General features: G+C 42.1%; 17 protein-coding genes, 1 other RNA gene, 2 pseudogenes and 1 other annotated feature. Of the genes and pseudogenes, 3 read left to right on the top strand and 17 right to left on the bottom strand.

Annotation, left to right across the window (positions count from 1 at the left end; all coding sequences use genetic code 11):
- Positions 1–21 precede the first annotated feature (21 nt).
- From recD2 to NXM86_RS04260, 8 genes and pseudogenes are all read right to left on the bottom strand, one after another.
- Positions 22–2376 (bottom strand): SF1B family DNA helicase RecD2, encoded by a 2355-nt coding sequence (gene recD2, locus NXM86_RS04295; protein ID WP_015864603.1) that lies wholly within the window; start codon positions 2374–2376, stop codon positions 22–24.
- 10 nt (positions 2377–2386) lie between these two features.
- On the bottom strand, positions 2387–3055 hold the full coding sequence (locus NXM86_RS04290) for a tetratricopeptide repeat protein (RefSeq protein ID WP_498958664.1): 669 nt from the start codon (positions 3053–3055) through the stop codon (positions 2387–2389).
- Between the two features lie 168 nt (positions 3056–3223).
- Positions 3224–4339, bottom strand: coding sequence for a tRNA 2-thiouridine(34) synthase MnmA (gene mnmA, locus NXM86_RS04285; protein ID WP_015864605.1), 1116 nt, complete (start codon positions 4337–4339; stop codon positions 3224–3226).
- Positions 4340–4356: 17 nt separating this feature from the next.
- The gene (locus NXM86_RS04280; RefSeq protein WP_015864606.1) at positions 4357–5502 is read right to left on the bottom strand and encodes a cysteine desulfurase family protein; all 1146 of its coding nucleotides are present in this window, start codon (positions 5500–5502) and stop codon (positions 4357–4359) included.
- A gap of 20 nt (positions 5503–5522) precedes the next feature.
- Positions 5523–5939 (bottom strand): cysteine metabolism transcriptional regulator CymR, encoded by a 417-nt coding sequence (gene cymR, locus NXM86_RS04275; protein ID WP_015864607.1) that lies wholly within the window; start codon positions 5937–5939, stop codon positions 5523–5525.
- Positions 5940–5957: 18 nt separating this feature from the next.
- A pseudogene (locus NXM86_RS04270) lies at positions 5958–6613 on the bottom strand (YczE/YyaS/YitT family protein).
- Positions 6614–6679: 66 nt separating this feature from the next.
- Positions 6680–7972 carry a replication-associated recombination protein A gene (locus tag NXM86_RS04265; protein ID WP_498958662.1) on the bottom strand — a complete coding sequence of 431 codons (1293 nt, stop codon included), beginning with the start codon at positions 7970–7972 and terminating at the stop codon, positions 6680–6682.
- Between the two features lie 613 nt (positions 7973–8585).
- Entirely contained in the window at positions 8586–9092 is a 507-nt protein-coding gene (locus NXM86_RS04260; protein ID WP_286173483.1) for a hypothetical protein, read from the bottom strand.
- A 27-nt stretch (positions 9093–9119) separates the two neighbouring features.
- Here NXM86_RS04260 and NXM86_RS04255 point away from each other — a divergent pair, with 27 nt between their 5' ends.
- The 3 genes from NXM86_RS04255 to NXM86_RS04245 are packed head-to-tail and all read left to right on the top strand — an operon-like array spanning position 9120 to position 13210.
- Entirely contained in the window at positions 9120–12341 is a 3222-nt protein-coding gene (locus NXM86_RS04255; protein WP_062677172.1) for an efflux RND transporter permease subunit, read from the top strand.
- 3 nt (positions 12342–12344) lie between these two features.
- Entirely contained in the window at positions 12345–12515 is a 171-nt protein-coding gene (locus NXM86_RS04250) for a hypothetical protein (protein ID WP_155116375.1), read from the top strand.
- Positions 12516–12559: 44 nt separating this feature from the next.
- The gene (locus NXM86_RS04245) at positions 12560–13210 is read left to right on the top strand and encodes an RsfA family transcriptional regulator (protein ID WP_015864612.1); all 651 of its coding nucleotides are present in this window, start codon (positions 12560–12562) and stop codon (positions 13208–13210) included.
- 33 nt (positions 13211–13243) lie between these two features.
- On the opposite strand, the gene NXM86_RS04240 is transcribed toward NXM86_RS04245, so the two are convergent.
- The 9 genes and pseudogenes from NXM86_RS04240 to recJ form a co-directional block, all read right to left on the bottom strand.
- The gene (locus NXM86_RS04240; RefSeq protein WP_062677171.1) at positions 13244–14008 is read right to left on the bottom strand and encodes a tRNA threonylcarbamoyladenosine dehydratase; all 765 of its coding nucleotides are present in this window, start codon (positions 14006–14008) and stop codon (positions 13244–13246) included.
- Between the two features lie 167 nt (positions 14009–14175).
- Positions 14176–14360: non-coding RNA, 6S RNA (gene ssrS / locus NXM86_RS04235), on the bottom strand.
- Between the two features lie 51 nt (positions 14361–14411).
- Positions 14412–16195 (bottom strand): annotated as a pseudogene (gene aspS, locus NXM86_RS04230) (aspartate--tRNA ligase).
- A gap of 13 nt (positions 16196–16208) precedes the next feature.
- A complete protein-coding gene (gene hisS, locus NXM86_RS04225) occupies positions 16209–17480 on the bottom strand; it encodes a histidine--tRNA ligase (protein WP_015864615.1) in 1272 nt (423 codons plus the stop codon).
- Positions 17481–17531: 51 nt separating this feature from the next.
- Positions 17532–17764, bottom strand: a binding site (T-box leader).
- A gap of 68 nt (positions 17765–17832) precedes the next feature.
- Entirely contained in the window at positions 17833–18009 is a 177-nt protein-coding gene (locus tag NXM86_RS04220; RefSeq protein ID WP_015864616.1) for a hypothetical protein, read from the bottom strand.
- 110 nt (positions 18010–18119) lie between these two features.
- Positions 18120–18578 (bottom strand): D-aminoacyl-tRNA deacylase, encoded by a 459-nt coding sequence (dtd, locus tag NXM86_RS04215; protein ID WP_062677168.1) that lies wholly within the window; start codon positions 18576–18578, stop codon positions 18120–18122.
- 14 nt (positions 18579–18592) lie between these two features.
- Positions 18593–20791, bottom strand: coding sequence for a RelA/SpoT family protein (locus tag NXM86_RS04210; RefSeq protein WP_015864618.1), 2199 nt, complete (start codon positions 20789–20791; stop codon positions 18593–18595).
- A 197-nt stretch (positions 20792–20988) separates the two neighbouring features.
- Positions 20989–21501: an adenine phosphoribosyltransferase gene (locus NXM86_RS04205; RefSeq protein ID WP_015864619.1), complete on the bottom strand. Its 513-nt coding sequence runs from the start codon at positions 21499–21501 to the stop codon at positions 20989–20991.
- Positions 21501–23858: a single-stranded-DNA-specific exonuclease RecJ gene (gene recJ, locus NXM86_RS04200; RefSeq protein WP_498958661.1), complete on the bottom strand. Its 2358-nt coding sequence runs from the start codon at positions 23856–23858 to the stop codon at positions 21501–21503. The genes NXM86_RS04205 and recJ overlap by 1 nt, the downstream gene beginning before the upstream one ends.
- Between the last annotated feature and the right edge of the window lie 171 nt (positions 23859–24029).

The following is a 24029-nucleotide window of genomic DNA, read 5'->3' as shown; positions in this document are numbered from 1 at the left end:
TTCCAGACATGTTTAGCTTGGCTAGTCGTTCATAAAATCATACGGTGAAACGTTTTCCATTCCGATGTTCGCATCCTCCATCGGCAGTTCTCCTTCTGTAATCGGTGCAAGAGATCTTTGCAACTTTTCCGTTAACGTTGTTTGCCGAGCCCCATCATCACTGCGGGCAATGCCTAACTTAAACGCTTCTTCTTCCCCACATAAAATTAAAAACTGTTTGCTTCTTGTCACCGCAGTATATAATAAATTTCTCTTTAACATGCGATAATAGCTTTTTACAACCGGCAAAATGACAATTGGAAATTCGCTTCCTTGCGATTTATGAATGGAACAACAATACGCATGTGTAATTTGCGACAAATCTTGCCGCGAATACGTTACCTCAATGCCATCAAAAGAAACAACGACTAAATCTTGTTTTTCCGTATTTTCTTTCGCGTAAAAAATGGCGACAATTTCACCGATATCACCATTAAATACATTGTCATCAGGCTGATTGACAAGCTGCAGAACCTTATCGCCAACCCGATACACTACATCGCCGACAGAAAGTTCCCGCTTTTTCTCTGATTTTGGATTAAACAAATCTTGCAACACTTGATTAAGGCGGTCAATTCCGGCAGGACCGCGATACATTGGCGCAAGCACTTGAATATCTTTTACTGCAAAGCCTTTTCTTCGCGCATTATCAGCAATTTGCCGGACGACTTCAGCAATTTGCCCTGTCTGACAGCGAATGAATGAGCGATCCGCCTTTTGTGCTGTTAAATCCGGGGGGATGACACCATTTTTCATTTGGTGCGCCAATTCAATAATCGATGAACCTTCCGCTTGCCGATATACTTCTGTTAGCCGAATGGTCGGGATGACACCCGCTTGTAATAAATCCTTTAACACTTGTCCAGGTCCAACGGATGGCAGCTGATCTTCGTCGCCGACGAGAATCACTTGCATGCCGTCCGGAATCGACTTAAATAGCTGATTGGCCAGCCACGTATCGACCATGGACATTTCGTCAACAATTAAGAGCTTCCCGCGAATCGGCTCATCCTCATCATGTGTAAAGCCTTCCGCGCCATTCCAGCCAAGCAAACGATGAATCGTAACAGCAGGCAATCCCGTCGCTTCACTCATTCTCTTTGCCGCCCTTCCTGTCGGCGCGGCAAGCAAAATCGGAAATGGGTGATCTTTCGTGTAATCTTTCGGATCGAGAGAAAGACCGTGCAAATCAGCGAAAATTTCTACGATTCCTTTAATCACCGTCGTTTTTCCTGTGCCAGGACCACCCGTCAAAATAAATAACGGGGAAGAAATCGCTTGTCGAATGGCTTCTTTTTGTAATGGAGCATATTGAACGGATAAACGTTCCTCCAGCCTTCCGAGCGCTAATAAAAATTCCGATTCCGGAAACGTCATCACTGCTTCTGTTTGTTGCAAAAGACGTTTTACATTGGTTACGATTCCTTTTTCGGCAAAATAAAGGGATGGAATATAAAATTTTTCCTCTTCATTGATTAATTTTCCTTCCTCCGCAAGCATTAACAGCATTTGCTCGATGGCTTCCTCACTGATCGCTTCGTTCCGTTTCGCCTCCAAAAGCTGTTTCGCGCTTGTCATAAGCTGTTCTTTCGTCACATAAACATGCCCTTCTTGAAGACAATCCCGCTCTAACACAAACAAACAAGCTGCACGAATGCGCGCAGGATGGCTGCCGGAAATGCCAAGACGGTATCCTAATTCATCGGCACGGCCAAATCCGATCCCTTCCACATCTTCGACAAGCTGGTATGGATTTTGCTGAATAACAGAAAGGGTTTCATCTTGATATACTTGGTAAATTTTCATCGACAATTGCGGACCAAAACCAAATTGAGAAAGAGCAATCATCGTTTGTTCTAACCCTTCATGGGCACGCAACGTATCATACAACTCTTTTGCTTTTTGTTTTGACAATTTCGGAACATCGTCCAATACGCTAGGATCCGCTAAAATTTTCGAAATAGCATTTTCGCCGAGCGCTTCGACGATCGCTTTTGCCGTTTTTTTCCCAATTCCTTTAAACAAATCGCTTGATAAGTAATGAATGATTCCGTCTTTTGTGTTTGGAAATTGTTTACGAAAATGTTCCACAACATATTGCCGCCCGAACTTCGGGTGGTCGTGAAATTTTCCATAAAAAATATACGTATCATGCTCATTCATTTTGGGGAAATATCCAGTTACAACAACTTCTTGTTCATCATATGCTTCGTTCGTTTCCACCACTCGAACGCGAACGACGGAATATAAATTTGCTTCATTATGAAAAATCGTAGAAATATATGACCCTTTAATAAACGATGTTTCCCCTAAAACAAACGATTCTTGTTGCTGCAATGGGAATCCCCTACCCTTTATTTCCTAACGCTTTTTCCATCATCTTTTTCCCATATCCCGCCAACAGATGGTCCGGCTGGATCTGAAGAGCGGTCGTAAACATTTCCATCGCTGTCTTTATATCATCTTTATAAGCATATATAACACCTAAATTATAGTACGCATCTGCATGTCTGCTATCTAACTGAATCGTTTTCTGAAAATAATTCATCGCTTCATCAACAAATTCGAGTTGCGCAAGACATAGCCCAAGCTGAAATATCGCCTCGGTATCTTGTTCATTCAACTCCACCGCTCTCTGTAAATACGGAAGAGCAAGACGCGGTGCCTCTAAATGCATCAACGACATTCCAAGCATAAAAAAGGCGTCTCCATTGTTTAGCCCCTTTTGAATAGCTTGTTCAAACATATCCTTCGCCTGCGCAAATTGTTGACGCTTGTAATATACAGATCCTATCCCGTAATATGCGGTCGCCGCGTTGTTGTCGAGCTCAATCGCTTTTTTGAAAAAATGGAGCGCTTTTTCCTCTTCTCCAGCACTGGCTAACACTGTTCCAAAATTAATGTAGCCAATCGGGTCATCCGGATTTTCCTCAATCGCATCATGAAAGCATTTTATCGCTTCTTCATAGTTTCCTTTTTGCATATGGGAAATTCCTATTTGATTTTTATCTTCCATTTTCCGTTCACTCCTTATATCAATTATAGCACATATGTTCGTAATTTTCTATCAATTTATAGAAAAACCCCAACCCACAATAGAGTTGAGGCTTTTTTTGGCTGTTTGGATTGCTTCTATTTTCTTCGTCCACAGCTTTCTTAGCTGCACAAACCGCCTTTCGTTTGTCTAGGCAACATACCAAAGTTTTTCTCCATTGCGGAATACTTCGTCTATCGTTCCGCCGCCGAGACATTCTTCACCATTGTAAAATACAACAGCTTGTCCCGGCGTAACAGCGCGAACCGGCTCATCAAAGACGACTTCTACTTTGTCATCGTCGATAATATGAACAGTAACACCTGTATCTGGCTGACGATAACGGAATTTTGCCGTGCATTGGAATGAATTTGTCGGTTTGCGGTCCGATACCCAGTTAACATTTGTCGCAATGAGCGAAGTCGAATATAAATATTCATTGTTGAATCCTTGTGCAACGTACAAAATATTTTCTTTTACATTTTTGCCAACGACAAACCATGGCTCGCCGCTTCCGCCAATGCCAAGACCGTGGCGCTGCCCGATTGTATAATACATCACTCCGTCATGCTTTCCTTTCACTTCACCGTCCAGTGTTTGCATAATACCTGGCTTCGCCGGCAAATAATTGCTTAAAAACTCTTTAAAATCGCGTTCGCCGATAAAGCAGATTCCCGTGCTGTCTTTTTTTGTCGCTGTGACAAGCCCAGCATCTTTAGCAATTTGCCGTACTTGCGCTTTTTCGAGATGCCCGATCGGAAACATCACTTTCGATAGTACCGACTGCCCTAATTGGTTCAAAAAATACGTTTGATCTTTATTTTGGTCAACACCGCGCAACATTTTATATTCGCCGTCGCGATACTCCACTCGCGCGTAATGCCCGGTCGCTACGTAGTCAGCGCCGATCGATAGCGCATGTTCTAAAAATGCTTTGAACTTAATTTCTTTGTTGCACATGACATCGGGATTCGGAGTGCGTCCAGCTTTATATTCATCCAAAAAATACGTAAACACTTTATCCCAATATTGTTTTTCAAAATTAACAGCGTAATATGGGATTCCAATTTGATTGCAGACGCGTACAACATCTTCATAATCTTCTGTCGCTGTGCAAACACCGTTTTCATCTGTGTCATCCCAGTTTTTCATAAAAATCCCGATGACATCGTATCCTTGTTGTTTTAAAAGCAACGCCGCTACCGATGAATCAACGCCGCCTGACATGCCGACAACAACGCGCGTATCTTTTGGGGCTTTGTTCATTTTATTCACCACCTTATCTACTCATTTGTTAATCTCTTCACAATTTTTACTGTTTCCGATGCCGCACGTTCAATCTGTTCTTTCGTATTGCCTAAACCAAAACTAAAGCGAACGGAAGAACGAATGCGTTCCGATTCCTTGCCAAACATCGCCACAAGCACGTGCGATGGATCGATCGAACCAGCAGTGCATGCAGAACCGCTTGAAGCTGCTATCCCCGCCAAATCAAGATTGACAAGCATGGATTCCACGTTCGTTCCAGGAAATGCGACATTGACGATATGTGGCAAACAATGATCTTGATTTCCGTTAACATAATAAGAAATGCCTGACTCCGCAAAAATAGACAGCATCGCCTCTCTCATCGAACGGTACTCCTGTTGCTTATGGTTCATTGTCTCTTGGGCAATTTCCACCGCTTTAGCAAATCCAACGATGCCGGCTACATTTTCGGTTCCAGCGCGACGCTTCCGCTCTTGTTCTCCGCCATAAAAAAGCGGGGACAGTTTTACCGTTTCACGGACATATAAAGCGCCAATTCCTTTAGGACCATTTATTTTATGGGAAGAAACAGACAACAAATCAATATGATAATCGTTCACATCAATCGGAACGAGTCCATACGCTTGCACCGCGTCTGTATGAAAGTAAGCTTGATGATCCTTTAATAATTCGCCAATCTCGCCAATAGGCTGCAGCACGCCTACTTCGTTGTTGGCAAACATGATGGATACAAGAATCGTATCATCACGGAGCGCTGCTTTTACATCTGCCAATGAAACATTCCCTTTTTCATCAACAGGGAGATAAGTTACTTCAAACCCTTGTTTTTCTAAGTACTCACATGCGCGCAATACAGCATGATGCTCAATCATCGTTGTAATAATATGGCGTCCTCGATGACGATTCGCCATCGCCGTTCCGATGAGCGCAATATTATCCGCTTCCGTTCCTCCGCTTGTGAAAATGATTTCTGATTCTTTCGCACCGATGCTTTTTGCTACTACAGTTCTTGCTTCATCGACTGCCTGACGGCTTTGTCTTCCGAAATAATGAATGCTTGACGGATTTCCAAACACTTCGGTCATAAACGGAATCATGCGCTCCACTACATCTGGATGAACAGGAGAGGTAGCGGCATGATCCAAATAAATTCGATCCAATGATCATTCTCCTTTCAACTTTAAATATAAAACATGTATGCACCCTCATCGCCTTCACTATATTTCGCTAAATCTTCCAATGTCGTGTTGTCCAACACTTCCTCTACGGCATTACGAATGCGAATCCATAATTCGCGTTTTGCCGGTTCTTCCTCATCTAGCTCTTCCACAGGAGTAATTGGCCCTTCTAATACACGAATAACGTCCCCGGCAGTAATTTTAGCCGGATGATCTGCAAGCACGTACCCGCCATATGCTCCGCGGATACTTTTGACAAGCCCGGCATTCCTCAGCGGTGTAACAAGCTGTTCAAGATAATGTTCAGATAAATTGTTCGCCTTTGCAATGGAGCGTAACGAAATTGGGCGATCTCCATACTTTTTTGCGAGTTCAATCATAATCGTTAATCCATATCTACCTTTTGTTGAAATCTTCATCTTACTCCCCCTAACGATTTATAAACCATGTGTTTCAATATCAACTCGTCTTACTAATATCCATTCTGCCATACGCCGGCATTGCGGCAAAGCAACGCCGGCTACAGACCCAATCATAATGCAAAATATTAATGTTCCAATCGATACTGGCCCGCCTAAAATCCAGCCATAAAAAGAACAAATGCTTCCATCGCAATCCGTATATATTGCACTTTCCACCCTGTTAATTCCGTCAATGCAAGCATTAAGCTGTCACGCGGACCTGCTCCTATATTAGCTGAAATATATATTCCCATTCCATAACCCGTAATAACAATCCCAACAAGCAGCATAACAAACTTGCCGATTAATGTATTTGGGACTTGTAAATACGGAATCATCATATACAAATCAATAAATATACCGACGAAAATCATATTGAGAAAAGCGCCAATTCTCGGAAGTTGTTTTAAAAGTAAAGCAGAAATCGTTAAAACCACAAGGCCGACAATAATCGACCACGTTCCAATCGTCAATCCAAAATTCCGGTATAATCCGATATGCAGTACATCCCATGGCGCGCACCCGACATTCGCTTTAATCGTTAATACGATGCCGAACGACATAATCAATAGCCCGATAAAATAAATAGCCCATCGGAAAATAGATGCATATTCGCGATGAGAATGGGCCATATTCTCACCCCATCATAAATGAAATAAGCAAATCGATTGTCATTATATCATAAAATTTCGTTTCCTTCATTGCCGGAATTTATTTCGTTGTTTTAACTGTTCTAACCGTTCATACACTTTCGCATAATATTTTTCCTCTCCGTTTTCCTTCGGTGAGTAATATTTCACTCCTGCCAATTCATTTGGCAAATATTGTTGAAAAACCCAACCATTTGGATAATCATGCGGATATTGATACCCTTTTCCATGTCCGAGCACGCTTGCCCCTTTATAATGAGCATCTTTTAAATGATCAGGAATATCTCCGATTTTTCCATTGCGTACATCATCAATCGCGGCATCAAGCGCCTTATAGGCAGAATTCGATTTCGCGCTTAAACATAACTCGATCGTAACCACAGCAAGTGGAATTCTCGCTTCAGGAAGCCCTAATCGTTCAACCGCTTCAATCGCCGCTTGTACTTTCACTCCCATCATCGGATTTGCCAGCCCAATATCTTCGTACGCAATAACAAGAAGCCGCCGGCAAACAGCCGCCAAATCCCCTCCTTCCAGCAAACGAGCTAAATAATGCAGCGCCGCGTCCACGTCACTGCCACGAACACTTTTTTGGAACGCGGATAAAAGCGAATAATACACATCCCCTTTCTTATCATGGGTAAATCCTCGATTTTCCACAAATTCTCTTACCGTTTGTTCAGCAACACGAATTTGACCGTCGTTTTCCGAAGCATATACAATTGCTTCTAACAGATTCAACGCTAAACGGGCATCCCCACCGGACGATTCCGCAATCATGGAAAGCAAACGTTCCTCCATGTCAATCGAAAGTTTTCCTAATCCTCTGTCACGATCATGCAAAGCTCGCTGTAAAAGTATAAGAATATCGGCAGGCTCAAGACGCTTTAACTGCTTTATTTGCCCGCAGCGGCTGCGGATGGCTGGGTTCACTTCATGAAACGGATTTTCCGTTGTAGCGCCGATGAGCGTAATCAGCCCTTGCTCGATGTGGGGAAGCAAATAATCTTGCTGCGCCTTGTTAAAACGGTGAATTTCATCGATAAATAAAATAACGTTTCCCGTCAGTTTCGCTGTTTCCACTACTTCTTCCAGCTCTTTTTTTCCGGAAGTCGTAGCATTAACCGCGAAAAAATCACGCTGAACGGTTCCAGCAATCGCATGCGCCAACGATGTTTTTCCTACCCCCGGCTCACCATATAAAAGCAGCGAAGGAACGTACCCATTTTTAATCATTTTATATAATGCGGTATGCGGGCCGATAATATGTTGTTGCCCGACAATCTCGTCAATGTTTCTCGGTCTCATCCGAACAGAAAGCGGTTCTGAAGCAAACAGCATAGGCATCCCTCATTTCGTCTGACAGCATTACTATTTGTTGATTCATCTTCTGTCCCTCTTCATCTCGGCAAAACCGCTTCATGAAAAACAGAAACAGCAACTTTCGATTTCCTTTCAAGCTGTGCCTTTTCACCATTCTGTACTGTCCGGTAATTTCTGCAGCAATGCGGCAAGATTTTTTGCCCCACTATTTATACAGCCTATATTCCAATATCTTTTCCTTGTTATTATAATGGATTTTTTTCTGAAAAAAAATGAAACAACTATGCCAACTATAACGTAATGAAAAAGAGAGCTCGTAAAACGAGCCGTCCTTCATATCGGCATGAAACAGACATGCAAGCTGAATTATGGCAATAGCTGTTTGCTTAAGCCATCCGATTGAGCTGATGTGAGTTTGCTTCAAACTGGTGAATTCAAAGGAAGGTGCTGCTTATCTGCCAGATAGCAGAGAGAAAATGGAATCATTCGCGAGATATCCATTTTAAGGGCAAAAAAGACTTCCCGGTTTCAGGAAGCCTTTGGATGCGAAGATGATGCGATCCGGCTGCGAAAGTCAGCATTGCTGAAAAGGATGGGGACATCAACTAAGCAAAAGGTACAATTGATTATATTATTTTTCTTTTAAATGAAAATATTTTTTGATTTGCCTTTGTAAAGGCAAGGTATCTTCTATATCTTTTAAATTGGAGAGCATTCCTTGGATGACCGGGATTCTTGGCTTTTCATTGCTGATTTCCGACTCCAGTACGTCTAGTGTTATATAGAGGTCTGAGGAATGAGAATACTGCTTTTTGATTTTTCTTATTTGGTGAAGCAGATCCTTTTTATGGAGCTTTTTTGTTAATTGGTTAATATGTAAGAACCCTTGATCCAGCTCTTCAAATGGCACGATTGCTTCTTTACCGTTTTTCAATAAACCTTTAACAAGATCATCCATCCGTTGGAGAATAAATGTTGCCAGTTTATAATAATCGATCTTTTTTTTCTGAAATAACGTCCAATGCATATATGATTGAAAAATGCCATGTAAAATGATGATTAAATCACCGATAAATGGTTCAATTTGCTTTCCGTAAATGTCCATTAAAGATAATTTATAAAATTGTGTGGTTTCCACATACATTTTATGCGGGAGGTTGAAAAAATGCTAGACCGAATTATTCATTTTTCCTTAAAAAACAAATTTGCTGTTTGGCTGCTCACCATCATTGTTATGGCAGCAGGCTTATATTCAGGAATGACGATGAAACTTGAAACCATACCGAATATTAACACACCAGTGATTAGTGTCGTGACGGCCTATCCGGGAGCAACCCCAGAAGAAGTGGCAAATAAAGTGACGATACCGATTGAAAAAGCTGTAAAAAATTTAAACGGGGTAGATATTGTTACTTCCTCTTCTTTTCAAAATGCCTCATCTGTACAAATTACATATGATTATGAAAAAGATATGGATGAAGCGAAAAAAGAATTAGAAGAAGCATTAACGTCGATACAGTTTCCTGAAGGTGTGGATAAACCAAAGATTTCGAAAATAAGCTTTAATTCTATTCCGGTAATGGCTTTAAGCATTTCGGATAAAAAGGCGTCGCTAGCTGATCTTACAAAAATGGTGGAAGACGAGATTGTCCCATCATTGGAAAGAATTAACGGCGTTTCTTCGGTGCAAATTTCTGGCCAACAAATCGAAGAAGTGCAAATCGCTTTGGATGACAAAAAATTGGCACAGCTCGGTTTAAATAAAGAAACGGTGCAAAATGTAATCAAAGGTTCCGATGTATCCTTTCCTCTCGGTTTATACACGTTTAACGATAAAGAGCAATCCGTTGTCGTAGATGGCAATATAACAACATTGGAAGATTTGAAGAATTTAGAAATCCCGATCATCCCACAAGCCAGCAGTCCAAATAATGGAATGAATGCAAATGCTGGAGGCCCGGATCTTCAAGGAGGCCAACCGGCGCCCGACGCCAACCATTCAGCAATCACGCCAAACCATAACACTGGCAACCAAACGATCGCGCGAAATAACCAAGCAAATGGCTTAAGCCAGCAAGCACAAGGCCTTCCTACAGTAAAATTAGGTGAGATTGCTGATATTCAAGTCGTTGAAGAAGCGGAATCGATCTCAAGAACGAATGGAAAGGAAGCGATCGGCCTTCAAATTGTTAAAGCAGCAGATGCGAACACAGTAACGGTCGTCAATGAAATAAAAAAAGAATTAGATAAATTTGCAGATAAAATAGATGGATTACAAATCATAACAAGTTTTGATATGGCAACACCAATCGAAGAATCGATCAAAACAATGGTCGATAAAGCGTTATTTGGTGCTCTATTTGCAGCGATCATTATCCTTTTATTCTTAAGAAACATTCGCTCAACTCTCATTGCCGTGATTTCCATCCCACTATCTGTCTTAATTGCTTTACTCGTATTAAAGCAATTAGATATTACACTAAATATGATGACGCTAGGCGCAATGACGGTTGCGATTGGCCGCGTCATAGACGATTCGATTGTTGTTATTGAAAATATTTATCGAAGACTGCATTTAAAAGAGGAAAAATTAAAAGGAAAACAGTTAATCCGAGAAGCAACAAAAGAAATGTTTATTCCGATCATGTCATCCACCATTGTCACGATAGTTGTGTTCCTTCCTCTCGGACTGGTTAAAGGGATGGTCGGAGAATTATTTTTGCCTTTTGCATTAACCATTGTTTTTGCTTTGCTCGCTTCATTACTTGTTGCCATTACGATTGTTCCTTTAATGGGACACACTTTATTTCAAAAAGAATTAAAAGGACAAAGTGAGCATAAAAAAGAAAAACATGGAAAACTTGCAGAGCAATATAAGAAAATCTTAAATTGGTCATTAAACCATAAAATTGTAACAAGCCTCATTGCCGTATTCCTTCTTGTTGCAAGTGTATTTCTCGTCCCTGTGATCGGTGTTAGCTTTTTGCCTGCTGATGAAGAAAAAATGATGGTCATTACCTACAAACCGGCTCCGGGCGAAACGCTTGAGCAAGTAAAAGAATATACGTTTGCGGCTGAAAAATATTTCTTAAACAAAAAGAATGTGAAAACAGTACAGCTTTCAATTGGCAGCGAAAACCCAATGAATCCTGGGGATACAAACAGTGCAATGATGTTCGTTGCTTATGATGATGACACACCAAATTTTGAAAAAGAAAAAGAACAAGTGATTAAAGACCTTCAAGGAAAAGTAAAACAAGGAGAATGGCAGCAACAAGATTTCTCCGGTAATGCAGGCAGTAATCAACTAGTATACTATGTGTATGGGGAAAGCAGGGAAGAACTGGAGCCAATCGTTAATAAAATCCAAGACCTTATGAAAAAGGAAAAAGATTTAACCAAAATCGACTCCAGTATTTCCGAAACCTATGATGAATTTACGTTAGTTGCTGATCATGAAAAATTAAGCAAACTTGGCTTAACAGCAGCACAAATTGGCTTAGAACTAATGCCAACAAGACAGAATCCAGTTGTAACAACAATTGAAAAAGACGGAAAAGAATTGAATGTGTATTTTAAAATAGAAGAACAAAACCATGAAAGTATCAATGATTTAACCAATCAAAAGATTCAGTCTCCACTCGGATTTGAAGTGCCAATTAAAGAGTTAGTGGAAGTAAAGAAAGGGAAAACGTCCGATACAATTACCCACCGGGATGGAAAAATTTACGCAGAGGTTAGCGCCCAAGTAAAAACAAAAGACGTATCCAAAGTGGCGGCAAGCTTGCAAAAAGAAGTGGATAAGATTAAGCTGCCTAAAAATGTTGAAATATCAACAGGCGGCGTAACCGAAGATATTACCGAAACATTTACTCAACTAGGATTAGCGATGATAGCAGCGGTTGCGATCGTCTATTTTGTCCTTGTTGTCACATTTGGCGGCGCACTTACGCCATTTGTCATCCTATTCTCATTGCCGTTTACCATTATTGGGGCATTATTGGCTCTCTTCATAACAGGTGAGACCATTAGTGTTTCAGCGATGATCGGTGCTCTTATGCTGATCGGTATTGTCGTGACCAATGCGATCGTATTAATCGACCGTGTGATTCATAAAGAAAAAGAAGGACTAAGCACAAGAGAAGCTTTACTCGAAGCCGGAGCAACTCGCCTGCGTCCAATCTTAATGACAGCACTCGCGACAGTTGGGGCATTAATACCGCTAGCAGTAGGAATGGAAGGCAGCGGATTGATTTCGAAAGGAATGGCGGTGACCGTTATGGGCGGATTAACAAGCTCCACATTGCTGACACTGTTAATTGTCCCAATCGTATATGAATCATTAAGCAGATTTAGAAGAAAGAAATTCCAAGAAACAGAAGAATAATTCATGCAAAAAGGCACCAGTGAAAAATCTGGTGCCTTTTTCGATGATGGCAGGAATGAATATTCTAAGCAACCAGCAAATCCCCGAGTTGTCATGATGCAGATCCATAAAAAAATGATTAGTAAACTTTTGACTTGGATAAAATATATAGAAAGTTTAAATTTTCCAGTATGAGGAAAGAATATCATCTATCAACATCGATTGCGGGGTGTAGGGAAATGAAAACACGACAAGATGCTTGGACACATGAAGAAGACGTTATATTGGCGGAAACGGTATTGCGGTATATTCGTGAAGGGGGAACACAACTTGCTGCGTTTGAAGAAGTTGGAGATCGCCTGAATCGGACAGCGGCAGCATGCGGATTCCGCTGGAACGCTGAAGTACGAAAGCGATACGTGGAAGCAATTGAATTAGCAAAAAAACAGCGAAAAGAACGGAAGCGAGCATTAGAACAAGCGAAAAAAATGCAGCAATCAGAAAATAAAGCACAGCCGCTTTCTACCAATTTCGTCTCTTTCCAACAAGAAACATCCGCTTTTCTTACAGAACCTTCCATTACGCTCGAACAATGCATTGCTTTTTTACAGACATTAAAATCTGATTATGAGCGTTCCGAAACGATCCAAATGGAAAACAAACGGTTAAATAATGAAAATGCACAATTGCGGACGCGCAACGAGGAACTGCAAAAAAAATTAGAGCGTCTTGAAGAACAACAATCCACTATTAAAGAAGATTACGAGGCATTAGTAAAAATTATGGAACGCGCTCGCAAACTGATCGTAGATGAAGAATACGGTGTACAGCCAGCCCATATTTTCCGAATGGATAAAAACGGAAATCTAGAACACATCGCCCAATCCTGATAAAAACGTCGCAGAATGTTTTCTGCGACGTTTTTATTCTTCGCCAACCCGATAAATTTTAATATCTTTCAATAGTTCACGTACAACGTATGAAGCCATAATAAGTCCCGCTACCGATGGAACAAATGCATTCGAAGATGGCGGCATTTGCGCTTTGCGAATTGGAGATTGGTCATTCCCTACCACTTTACGGACATCTTCGCGAATAATAATTGGCTTTTCATCAGAAAACACAACTGGAATACCGCTCCGAATCCCTTCTTTGCGCAATTTGGAGCGAATTATCTTTGCGATCGGGTCCGTATGGGTTTTCGAAATATCCACGATGCGGAAGCGTGTCGGATCCATTTTATTGGCTGCGCCCATGCTCGAAATAATCGGGATATTGCGCTTTAAACATTCTTTCATTAAATGGACTTTATATATGATCGTATCGGAAGCATCAATAACAAAATCAAGATCATAGCTAAAAAATTGCTCATATGTTTCTTCTGTATAAAACATTTGCAAAGCGATGACTTCACATTCCGGATTGATATCAGCAATTCGTTCTTTCATTAATTCCACTTTCGGACGGCCAATGGTGGAAAGAAGCGCATGAATTTGCCGGTTAATATTTGTAATATCAACATTATCCCGATCTACAAGAACAAGGCGTCCGATGCCGGAACGCGCCAACGCCTCAACAGCAAAGGAACCGACTCCGCCGACGCCAAGAACGGCAACCGTTGCATTTTTTAATTTTTCCAATCCTTCTTTTCCTATTGCTAATTCGTTCCGCGAAAATTGGTGTAACATGTATATCCCCCGTCACATAAATATTGCTTCCATAACGCTTTTTATCCTACAATAACAATTCCCTAAATTTCAATCTAAATTTTTGGTAAAACAAAAGAAATCCCTATGTAAAGAGCAATCTTTACATAGGGAAGTTTTTCAAACGATATATAACAATAAACTAACGTATAAGTCCCAATCGTGCCGTCGATGCCTTCGTTTTGAACCCGCTCCAAGCAGGTGGGTGCCCTGTTCCAAGGTTTGCACTTCCTCCCTCGTCAAAGGCATGTACGCTGCTTGGAAACTCCGGGCTCCCGTATAACTTATTGTTCGGTCAAAACAATAGGTTATACGACGAACACATCAGGACTATGCTTCTTTATTTAGATTTTATCATACATTTTACATCTTTTCAACGAAACAACTAATATTGCTCACTCTTTTTTTCCGAGTTAACAACTAAATGTAATTCTTCTAGCTGTTGTTCACTAACTGGGCTTGGCGCCTCTGTTAGCAAGCAGCTTGCACTTGCTGTTTTTGGAAATGCGATCGTATCGCGCAAGTTCGTTCGTCCTGCCAACAACATGACAAGACGGTCCAAGCCTAGCGCAATCCCTCCATGCGGCGGGGTGCCATATTCAAATGCTTCTAATAAGAAACCAAACTGCTTACGCGCTTCTTCTTCCGTAAATCCTAGTGCGCGAAACATCTTTTCCTGAACTTCCCGCTCAAAAATACGCATCGAACCGCCGCCGAGTTCATAGCCGTTTAACACAAGGTCATATGCCTGTGCCCGTACTTTTTCTGGATTTGTCTCTAATTGTGGCAAGTCTTCACGCACTGGCATGGTAAACGGATGATGCGCCGCGTAATAACGCCCGTCTTCTTCATCATACTCTAACAGTGGCCAGTCTGTAATCCAAAGGAAATTAAATTTCGTTTCATCAATTAAATTTAAATCTTTTCCAAGTTTTACACGCAACGCGCCAAGCGCATTGGCAACCACCGTCTTATGATCGGCAACAAACAACAATAAATCGCCGGCTTCTGCCTCAAGCGTTCGAATCAGTCCGTTTTGTTCTTCTTCTGTGAAAAATTTAGCGATTGGTCCTTTCAATCCATCTTCTTCCACTTTCAACCACGCCAGTCCTTTTGCCCCGTAACGCGCGACAAACTCAGCTAGCGCATCGATGTCTTTGCGCGAATATTGATCTGCTGCTCCTTTTACATTAATCGCCTTTACTTGTCCTCCGTTTGCAATGGCGCCTGCAAATACTTTGAAGGAAGAATTCTTCACGATTTCCGATACATCGACAAGTTCTAGACCAAAGCGCGTATCCGGCTTGTCCGAACCATAACGGCTTATTGCCTCATCGTAAGACATGCGCGGGAATGGCAAGGAAATGTCGATTCCTTTCGCCATTTTCATGACATATGCCATCATTCGTTCCGTTAGCTGCATAATCTCTTCTTGGCTCATAAACGATGTTTCAATATCAATTTGGGTAAACTCTGGCTGACGGTCTGCACGTAAGTCTTCGTCACGGAAACAACGAGCAATTTGATAATATCGTTCGAATCCCGCTACCATTAAGAGCTGCTTAAATATTTGCGGCGATTGCGGAAGCGCGTAAAACTCGCCTGGATGAACGCGGCTTGGCACTAAATAGTCACGCGCCCCTTCCGGCGTGCTTTTCGTTAAAATTGGCGTTTCCACTTCCAAAAAGCCTTCTCCGTCTAAAAAGTCGCGAATAGCCTTTGTCACTCGGTGCCGCAATTGCAAAGTACGAAACATAACCGGGCGGCGCAAGTCTAAATAACGATATTTAAGACGCACTTCTTCAGCTACGTCCGTTTGATCCGTGATGACAAACGGCGGTGTTTTTGCTTCGTTAATGATGGTTATACGCTCTGCTTGAATTTCAATTTTTCCTGTCGGAAGATTTGGATTGATCGTTCCTCCTCCCGGGCAACAACGGTGCCTTCCACACTCAATACGTATTCATTCCGCACTTTTTCTGCCACATTCAGCGCTTCTTTTGACACTTCCGGACTGAACACGACTTGCACGATTCCCGTCCGGTCACGAAGATCGATGAAAATCAGCCCGCCAAGGTCGCGGCGTTTTTGTACCCAACCTTTTAAAACCACTTTTTCCCCAATCGCTTTTTCGGTGATTTCACCGCAATAATATGTCCTTCCAAACACGCTCTCATCCCTCCTATGACAATCTTTCTTTTAAATAATCGACGACAGAATGTAGCGGTACTTCTGTTTGCTCTCCTGTGCTCATCTCTTTTATATTGATTACTTCTTTTGCGAGTTCATCGTCGCCGAGAATCGCCACAAACTTGGCGTTCAAGCGGTCTGCCGATTTTAATTGCGCTTTTATTTTCCGGTCCTGATAATCTTTATCAGCGACAATTCCAGCTTTTCGCAGCTTGTGAACAAGTAATATGGACTCATCTTTTGCTTTTTCGCCAACAGCGACAACATAGCAATCAATGCCTTCGCTAATCGGCAATGTAATCCCTTCTGCCTCTAAAGCGGCGAGCAACCGCTCAATACTTAGCGCAAATCCAATCCCAGGTGTTTCTGGCCCGCCTATTTCTTGCACCAACCCGCTATAGCGACCTCCACCGCATAACGTTGTAATCGCTCCAAATCCTTCTGCATCACTCATAATTTCAAACGTCGTATGATGATAATAATCTAATCCGCGTACGAGGCGAGGATCTACTTCAAATGGAATTCCCAATTTCGTTAAGTAAGCTTTTACTTTTTCAAAATAATGCCGCGATTCATCGTTTAAATAATCGAGAATCGATGGCGCCGTTGCCATTAATTCATGGTCACGGTCTTTTTTGCAATCTAAAATGCGAAGCGGATTTTTTTCCAGACGCACCTGGCAATCTTCGCAAAGTTCATGAATCCGGCTTTTAAAATGATCGATCAGCGCTTGACGATGCGCTTTTCGGGTTTCTACATCCCCTAGGCTGTTAATGACCAGTCTTAATTTTTTTAATCCTAACGATCGATACAATTCCATCGCCATTGCAATAACTTCCGCGTCAATCGCCGGATCATTGCTTCCAATCGCTTCCACACCAAATTGAACAAATTGACGGAACCGCCCTGCCTGCGGCCGTTCGTAGCGGAACATCGGACCTATGTAATATAACTTAATTGGCTGATTTGGATTGCCGTACATTTTATTTTCAACGAACGAACGCACAACCGGCGCAGTCCCTTCCGGACGAAGCGTCATGCTTCTTCCCGCCCGGTCTTCAAACGTATACATTTCTTTTTGCACAATATCCGTCGTATCGCCAACACCGCGCAAAAATAATTCGGTATGTTCAAAGATCGGAGTGCGAATTTCATGGTAATTGTAACGTTTGCAAATATCACGCGCTATTTTTTCAACATATTGCCACTTTTCTACTTCACCAGGCAAAATATCCTGCGTTCCTCGCGGAATTTGAAAAGCCATAAACAAACCCTCCTTCTCCAAAAATAAAAACGCCCTTCTTCCCTACTTATAAATAGGGACGAGAGCGTTGTTCCCGTGGTGCCACCCTAATTGAAGCAAAAAGCTTCCACTTATTACCGATAACGCGAGATTCGCGTTCCCTTTTACTGGCGCAAATGACGCGTTCAAAGGGAAACCTACGGAGTGTCTTTCGTTAAGTCATCATGGAGAAATGCTTCCAGCCTAAGGCATTTCCTCTCTGGCCATGTGTATTCTTAACTACTTTTCTCCGTCATTGGTTGTTATTATATACAATTTTTATAACCTATCTTACGAATGAAAATTCATTTTGTCAAGGAGAAAATGACACTTTTCAAGAACGAAACAGTTGTTTTTTTAGTTTTTGTACGTCTCTTAGCGTCAATCCAAACTCTGACGCTAATTCAAATGCTGTATGTTCCGCCTCTTTTCTCATAAATTCGTGAAAATCAATATGAAACAGTTCACTTGCTCTTCGATGCGCAAACTCTCCTTTCGCGCTATGCCGCAATTTTGCTCATCCTTCCTCTGTGCTATATTCTTTTTTATTTTTTCCCATTTAGATAAAAAATAAAAAAGAATTTGGCCGCTTTGAAAGGATAAAAAAAAAGCGGGCGAACATTATTTGTTCCCCGCTTTTTCCTTACTTTCTACAATCAAAGTGACAGGACCATCATTAATTAATTCCACTTCCATCATCGCTCCAAACTTTCCCGTTTCAACACGGATGCCTTTTTGACGAAGCGCTTCGTTCATCGCTTCATAAATTGGCAATGCATGATCCGGTTTCGCCGCTTCCATAAAGTTCGGGCGCCGGCCTTTTCGGCAATCGCCATACAAGGTAAATTGCGATACGGATAAAATTTCTCCGCCAACGTCCAGCACGGAGAGATTCATTTTTCCGGATTCATCCTCGAAAATGCGCAAATGTGCGATTTTATCTGCAATAAACGCTGCATCCTCAACCGTATCGCTATGAGTGACGCCAACCAGAAGAACAAGACCATGGTCAATGGAACCGACAACTTCCCCATTCACTGTCACTTTTGCATGTTTTGCCCGTTGTACTACTACTCTCATCACACTTTTCCTTTCTAATTATTCATGATTCGCTGTACTGAGTAAATATCTGGTATTTGTTTAATTCGATCGACCACTTTTTGTAAATGGCTAATATTGCGAATGGCAATCGTCATATGAATAGTTGCGATTTTATTGCGGTGATCGGATCTTCCTGAAACAGCCGAAATGTCCGTTTTCGTTTCATTTACCGCTTGCAGCACTTCGTTTAACAACCCGCGGCGGTCAAAACCAGTAATTTCAATCTCCACGTTATATTCGCGATTTGATTGTACATCACTTTCCCATTCCACCGAAATTAAGCGGTCTAATGCCTCTTCTGTCTGCACATTTGGACAATCAGCACGATGAACTGATATTCCGCGTCCTCTTGTAATAAAGCCGATGATTTCATCCCCAGGAACTGGATTACAGCAACGCGACAAACGAATAAGCAAGTTGTCCATTCCTTGCACACGAATGCCGTAATCACGTTTCTTTGCAGTTGGTATTTTCGTTTCTGGTATTGTCTCTGTCAATTTTTTCTGTTGTTCTTCCAAATCACGCTGCTTTCGCCATTTGTCTGTTAAACGGTGAGCAATTTGCGCCGCGGTAATCCCATGATAACCGACCGCGGCGTACATATCCTCTTCGTTGGAAAAATTAAATTTCTCCGCAACGCGCTTGACGTTTTCCGCCGTTAAAATTTCTTTGACATCAAATCCGAGGCTGCGGACTTCTTTTTCGACAAGCTCTCTTCCTTTTTCAATATTTTCTTCCCGTCTTTGCTTTTTGAAAAACTGACGGATTTTATTTTTCGCATGGGACGTTTGCGCCAGCTTCAGCCAATCTTGACTTGGCCCGTACGAGTGCTTCGAAGTCAGAATCTCGACAATGTCGCCTGTCTGCAGCTTGTAATCGAGCGGCACCATTTTGCCGTTGACCTTGGCGCCGATCGTTTTATTGCCAATTTCCGAATGGATGCGATAGGCGAAATCAATCGGCACCGAACCGGCCGGCAATTCGATGACATCTCCTTTTGGCGTAAACACAAACACCATATCGGAGAATAAATCCATCTTCAGCGATTCCATAAATTCTTCGGCGTTGCTTGCATCGTTTTGCCATTCTAAAATTTCACGGAACCATGATAATTTTTCTTCAAACGAATTTGGTTTAATCGTCTTTCCTTCTTTATATGCCCAGTGCGCGGCAATTCCGAACTCAGCGATTTGATGCATTTCAAACGTGCGAATTTGTACCTCTAGCGGTTCTCCTTTTGGACCAATCACCGTTGTGTGAAGCGATTGATACATATTCGGTTTTGGCATCGCAATATAATCTTTGAAACGCCCCGGCATCGGCTTCCAACATGTATGAATGATGCCCAATACGGCATAGCAGTCTTTAATGCTGTTAACAATAATGCGGACAGCAAGCAGATCGTAAATTTCATTAAACTGTTTATTTTGCATGACCATTTTGCGATAGATGCTATAAATATGTTTCGGTCTTCCGGAAATTTCGCACGGAATAGAAACTTCGTTCAGCCGTTCACGCACTTCCTGAATGACTTCTTCCAAATATTGCTCGCGTTCGGCCCGTTTTTTCTTCATTAAATTTACGATGCGGTAATATTGCTGCGGATTTAAGTAGCGAAGGGCGGTATCTTCCAGTTCCCACTTAATTTTGGAAATTCCAAGGCGGTGTGCCAATGGCGCAAAAATCTCTAACGTTTCATTTGCAATTCTCCGCTGTTTTTCGATCGGCAAATGCTTCAGTGTCCGCATATTATGGAGGCGATCCGCTAATTTAATGAGAATGACACGAATGTCTTGCGCCATTGCCAAAAACATTTTCCGGTGGTTTTCCGCTTGCTGTTCTTCTTGGGATTTATATTTAATTTTTCCTAACTTTGTCACGCCATCTACGAGCATCGCCACTTCGCTGCCGAATTCCCGTTCCAAATCTTCCTTCGTTGCCTCCGTATCTTCGACAACGTCATGCAAAAATCCAGCTGCGATCGTGGCAGGATCCATTTTTAAATCTACTAAAATGCCGGCAACTTGAATCGGATGAATAATGTATGGTTCTCCCGATTTGCGATATTGATCGCGATGAGCGTGGTTAGCAAATTCATACGCCTTCTTAATAAATTCGACATCTCTTTCAGACAAATAGCAGCTTGCCTGCTCAAAGACTTGTTCCGCTGTTAATACCTGTTCGTTGGCCATAGGATCAAATCACCTTTACGTATAATAAAATCATGTATTGATTACTATTATCATGAAAATTTTTTATAATGTAAAGAGTTATGTAACGCTTGCTGCCTCATGTTAACAATTACCACCATTAGAAACTAATAAGAAAGAGCACTCACTAGAGTGCCCTTTTTATTTATTGTAACGAAATATGACAGCTATGTCGATGGTTAGAATTGCATAAGTGCTAAAATATCATAACCTTCTAATTTTTTGCGTCCCTCAAGCTCGGTAAGCTCTATTAAAAAGGCAATGCCAGCTACCACACCGCCTAGCTGTTCGACAAGTTGAATCGTAGCGCGAATCGTTCCGCCTGTCGCCAATAAATCATCTGTAATTAACACGCGTTGTCCCGGTTTAATCGCATCTTTATGCATCGTCAATACATCTTTTCCATATTCTAATCCGTATTCCACACGAACTACTTCGCGCGGAAGCTTTCCTTCCTTGCGCACCGGAGCAAATCCTACACCAAGCGCATACGCAACAGGACAGCCAATAATAAATCCTCGCGCTTCAGGTCCAACAACAATATCAATTTTCTTTTCGCGCGCGTACTCCACAATTTGATCTGTCGCATATTTATATACTTCGCCTTTATCCATCAATGTGGTAATATCTTTAAACATAATCCCAGGTTTAGGGAAATCTGGAACAATTGTAACATATTGTTTCAAGTCCATTACACATTTGCCTCCTCGTATGTTTGCGAACCTTTCATTTCGAAAAGACAACGCTTTAATTGTTCATATGTTGAATACAAAAATAGATTTTCAAGCTCAAACTGAGCTTGTTTAAAGCGATAAGTCGGCGATTCGCTTAAATCGCGTTTAGCCGGTTGAGGAACAAGCGATACAACTCCATCCTGTTGCGTAATAAATTCCAGCTCGAGAAATACTTTTGCCATAAACCGGACAGTTTCTTCTGTCCATCCACGCGCACGTGCTAACTCGCCACCATACTTAGCCAAGTTAAACACACCTTTTTTTCTCAAAAACGCATAAAACCATTTAAAATGATCACGCGTTGGCAACGTGCGAAAAAAATGAGTCTCCCTTTGATAGAATAACGCATAAATGCGCGCAGGTAAACTAGAACGTAACAACATTTTTATGATTTCCAAAGACGTTGGCATATCTAACAGCACAACGTACCGGTTATCTAAACAAAGCCGCGACGCTTCTTCCACTGAGGCCGTGTAGTAAATCTCTTCTTTATATGCTTCAAGCCCTAATGCATCTGCCGTACCTTCCCGAAACATAATCAACATCCGCTTATCTTTCGGAAGAGACGCAATCAGTGGCCGTACATCGCGCATACCGCGAATATCAAACAATTGACATTCATGCACCGCTACATCGCAAATCATTAGCTGCGGTTTGCGAAGATTGTTCCACTCATTCACCATTAACTCGCCAACCACGGACACTTTCGCATCTGGAGCGATTTCATCGCACAAATAACCAAAGCCGAACCCGACGCTATCAATCGCAGCGCCATTTTGGGCGAAAACAGCCTTTAAATGCGACTGGTCAGCCCCGATGCGTCGGATCGTTTCCACTGATACATTTTCCATTAAAAAAAGAGGCTTTGCGTTATCTACACCAAACGGAGCAAACTTTTCAAGCTGTTCGGCTACCGAAAGCGTTAAATCAGATACGGAACAAACTGCATCAATCGGTGTAATTGGGGTAAAATCATCGGCTGTCAACATATCATCGGCAAGTGCGTTGAGACGCTGACGCAATTCATCAATATGATCAACCGATAATGTCATTCCCGCCGCCATTGGATGCCCGCCAAAATGTGGCAAAATATCGCGACATGTCGATAAGCTTGAAAACATATCAAACCCATGAATGCTTCGCGCCGAACCTTTTGCAATTCCTTTCTCGGAATCAATGCTCAAAACAATCGTCGGACGGTAAAATTGTTCAACCAATCGGGAAGCAACAATGCCAATGACCCCTGGATTCCATCCTTCTTTTGCGATCACAAGCACTTTATTTTCGGATGGCGGAAATTGTTCATTTACTATTTGTGCCGCTTCCTCCGCTATTTTCGCGACAAGCTGCTGCCGCTCCCGATTTAAATCATCCATTTCTTTCGCAAGTCTTTGTGCTTCCTCTTCTTTCTCCGTCATTAACAATCTGACAGCAGGGGTTGCTTCTCCCAACCGGCCAACTGCATTCATCCGCGGCGCAATAACGAACCCAACCGTCTGTTCGTTAATTTCTTTTGCTTCTATTCCACATTGTTTACACAATGCACGCAATCCAATACGTTTCGTATTTCGCAACTGTTCAAGCCCTTGTGCAACCAACAGCCGATTTTCTCCGGTAAGGGAAACGAGATCAGCGATCGTTCCAATTGCTACGACATCTAAAAAATGACGCGGCACATCCCCAAGCAATGCGTGGGCAACTTTAAATGCTACTCCGACGCCTGCTAATTCACGAAACGGGTATGTACTGCCGGGCTTTTTCGGATGAATAATTTCATATGCTTCCGGCAACGCCGGTCCCACTTCATGATGATCTGTAATAATGACATCCATACCAAACTCATTGGCAAGCGCCACTTCCTTCACTGCAGCAATGCCGTTATCGACCGTGATAATCAGTGAAAATCCTTGCTCCTTTGCCCAACGAAATGCATTCTCATTCGGACCGTATCCTTCGGTAAATCGATTGGGAATGTAAAAATCCACAATGGCGCCAGCTTCCTTCAGAGCACTAACCATTACCGTCGTGCTGCTTACGCCGTCAGCATCATAATCACCATATACCAAAATATGCTCTCCATGTTGTATCGCCCGTTGAATCCGCTCAATTGCCCGTTCCATCCCATCTAGCAAAAACGGATCATGAAACGGTTGTTTCAGCGGATATAAAAACGCGTTCGCCTCTTCTACCGTACGAACTCCACGATGAACAAGAAGCTTCGCAATCAACGGATCCATATGCGACTGTTCTACTAAATGCGTTACGATATTTTCGTCAGGACGTTTCACATCCCAACGTGTTTTTGCTATTAACATGTATCCCACCTCAACTCTTCCTATTATACAAAAAGGAAAAAAGGGTGAGCAATGAAGTTACTGTTTTTTTTGAATGATACGCGGGCTAACCATTTATTCGTCCAATCGATAATATAAGACATAAAACAAAAATGCCCCATAAAAACATGGGGCATTTTTTGCCTTCCGCTT

It is taken from the genome of Geobacillus sp. CX412 (genome assembly GCF_027942335.1).
GTDB classification, from domain to species: Bacteria; Bacillota; Bacilli; order Bacillales; family Anoxybacillaceae; genus Parageobacillus_B; species Parageobacillus_B toebii.
The sequence above is the reverse complement of the archived record's forward strand: the minus strand, read 5'-3'. Positions and strand labels throughout refer to the sequence as shown.

Excerpts from the sequence above, each read along its gene's own strand:
- mnmA (WP_015864605.1), bottom strand. The coding sequence starts at position 4,339 with ATGAACAAAGCCCCAAAAGATACGCGCGTTGTTGTCGGCATGTCAGGC.
- recJ (WP_498958661.1), bottom strand. The coding sequence starts at position 23,858 with ATGTTAATAGCAAAAACACGTTGGGATGTGAAACGTCCTGACGAAAAT.
- NXM86_RS04290 (WP_498958664.1), bottom strand. The coding sequence starts at position 3,055 with ATGGAAGATAAAAATCAAATAGGAATTTCCCATATGCAAAAAGGAAAC.
- dtd (WP_062677168.1), bottom strand. The coding sequence starts at position 18,578 with ATGAGAGTAGTAGTACAACGGGCAAAACATGCAAAAGTGACAGTGAAT.
- NXM86_RS04245 (WP_015864612.1), top strand. The coding sequence starts at position 12,560 with ATGAAAACACGACAAGATGCTTGGACACATGAAGAAGACGTTATATTG.
- NXM86_RS04255 (WP_062677172.1), top strand. The coding sequence starts at position 9,120 with ATGCTAGACCGAATTATTCATTTTTCCTTAAAAAACAAATTTGCTGTT.
- cymR (WP_015864607.1), bottom strand. The coding sequence starts at position 5,939 with ATGAAGATTTCAACAAAAGGTAGATATGGATTAACGATTATGATTGAA.
- NXM86_RS04250 (WP_155116375.1), top strand. The coding sequence starts at position 12,345 with ATGCAAAAAGGCACCAGTGAAAAATCTGGTGCCTTTTTCGATGATGGC.
- NXM86_RS04240 (WP_062677171.1), bottom strand. The coding sequence starts at position 14,008 with ATGTTACACCAATTTTCGCGGAACGAATTAGCAATAGGAAAAGAAGGA.
- NXM86_RS04210 (WP_015864618.1), bottom strand. The coding sequence starts at position 20,791 with ATGGCCAACGAACAGGTATTAACAGCGGAACAAGTCTTTGAGCAGGCA.
- NXM86_RS04265 (WP_498958662.1), bottom strand. The coding sequence starts at position 7,972 with ATGCTGTTTGCTTCAGAACCGCTTTCTGTTCGGATGAGACCGAGAAAC.
- hisS (WP_015864615.1), bottom strand. The coding sequence starts at position 17,480 with ATGGCTTTTCAAATTCCGCGAGGAACGCAGGATATTTTGCCTGGTGAA.
- NXM86_RS04205 (WP_015864619.1), bottom strand. The coding sequence starts at position 21,501 with ATGGACTTGAAACAATATGTTACAATTGTTCCAGATTTCCCTAAACCT.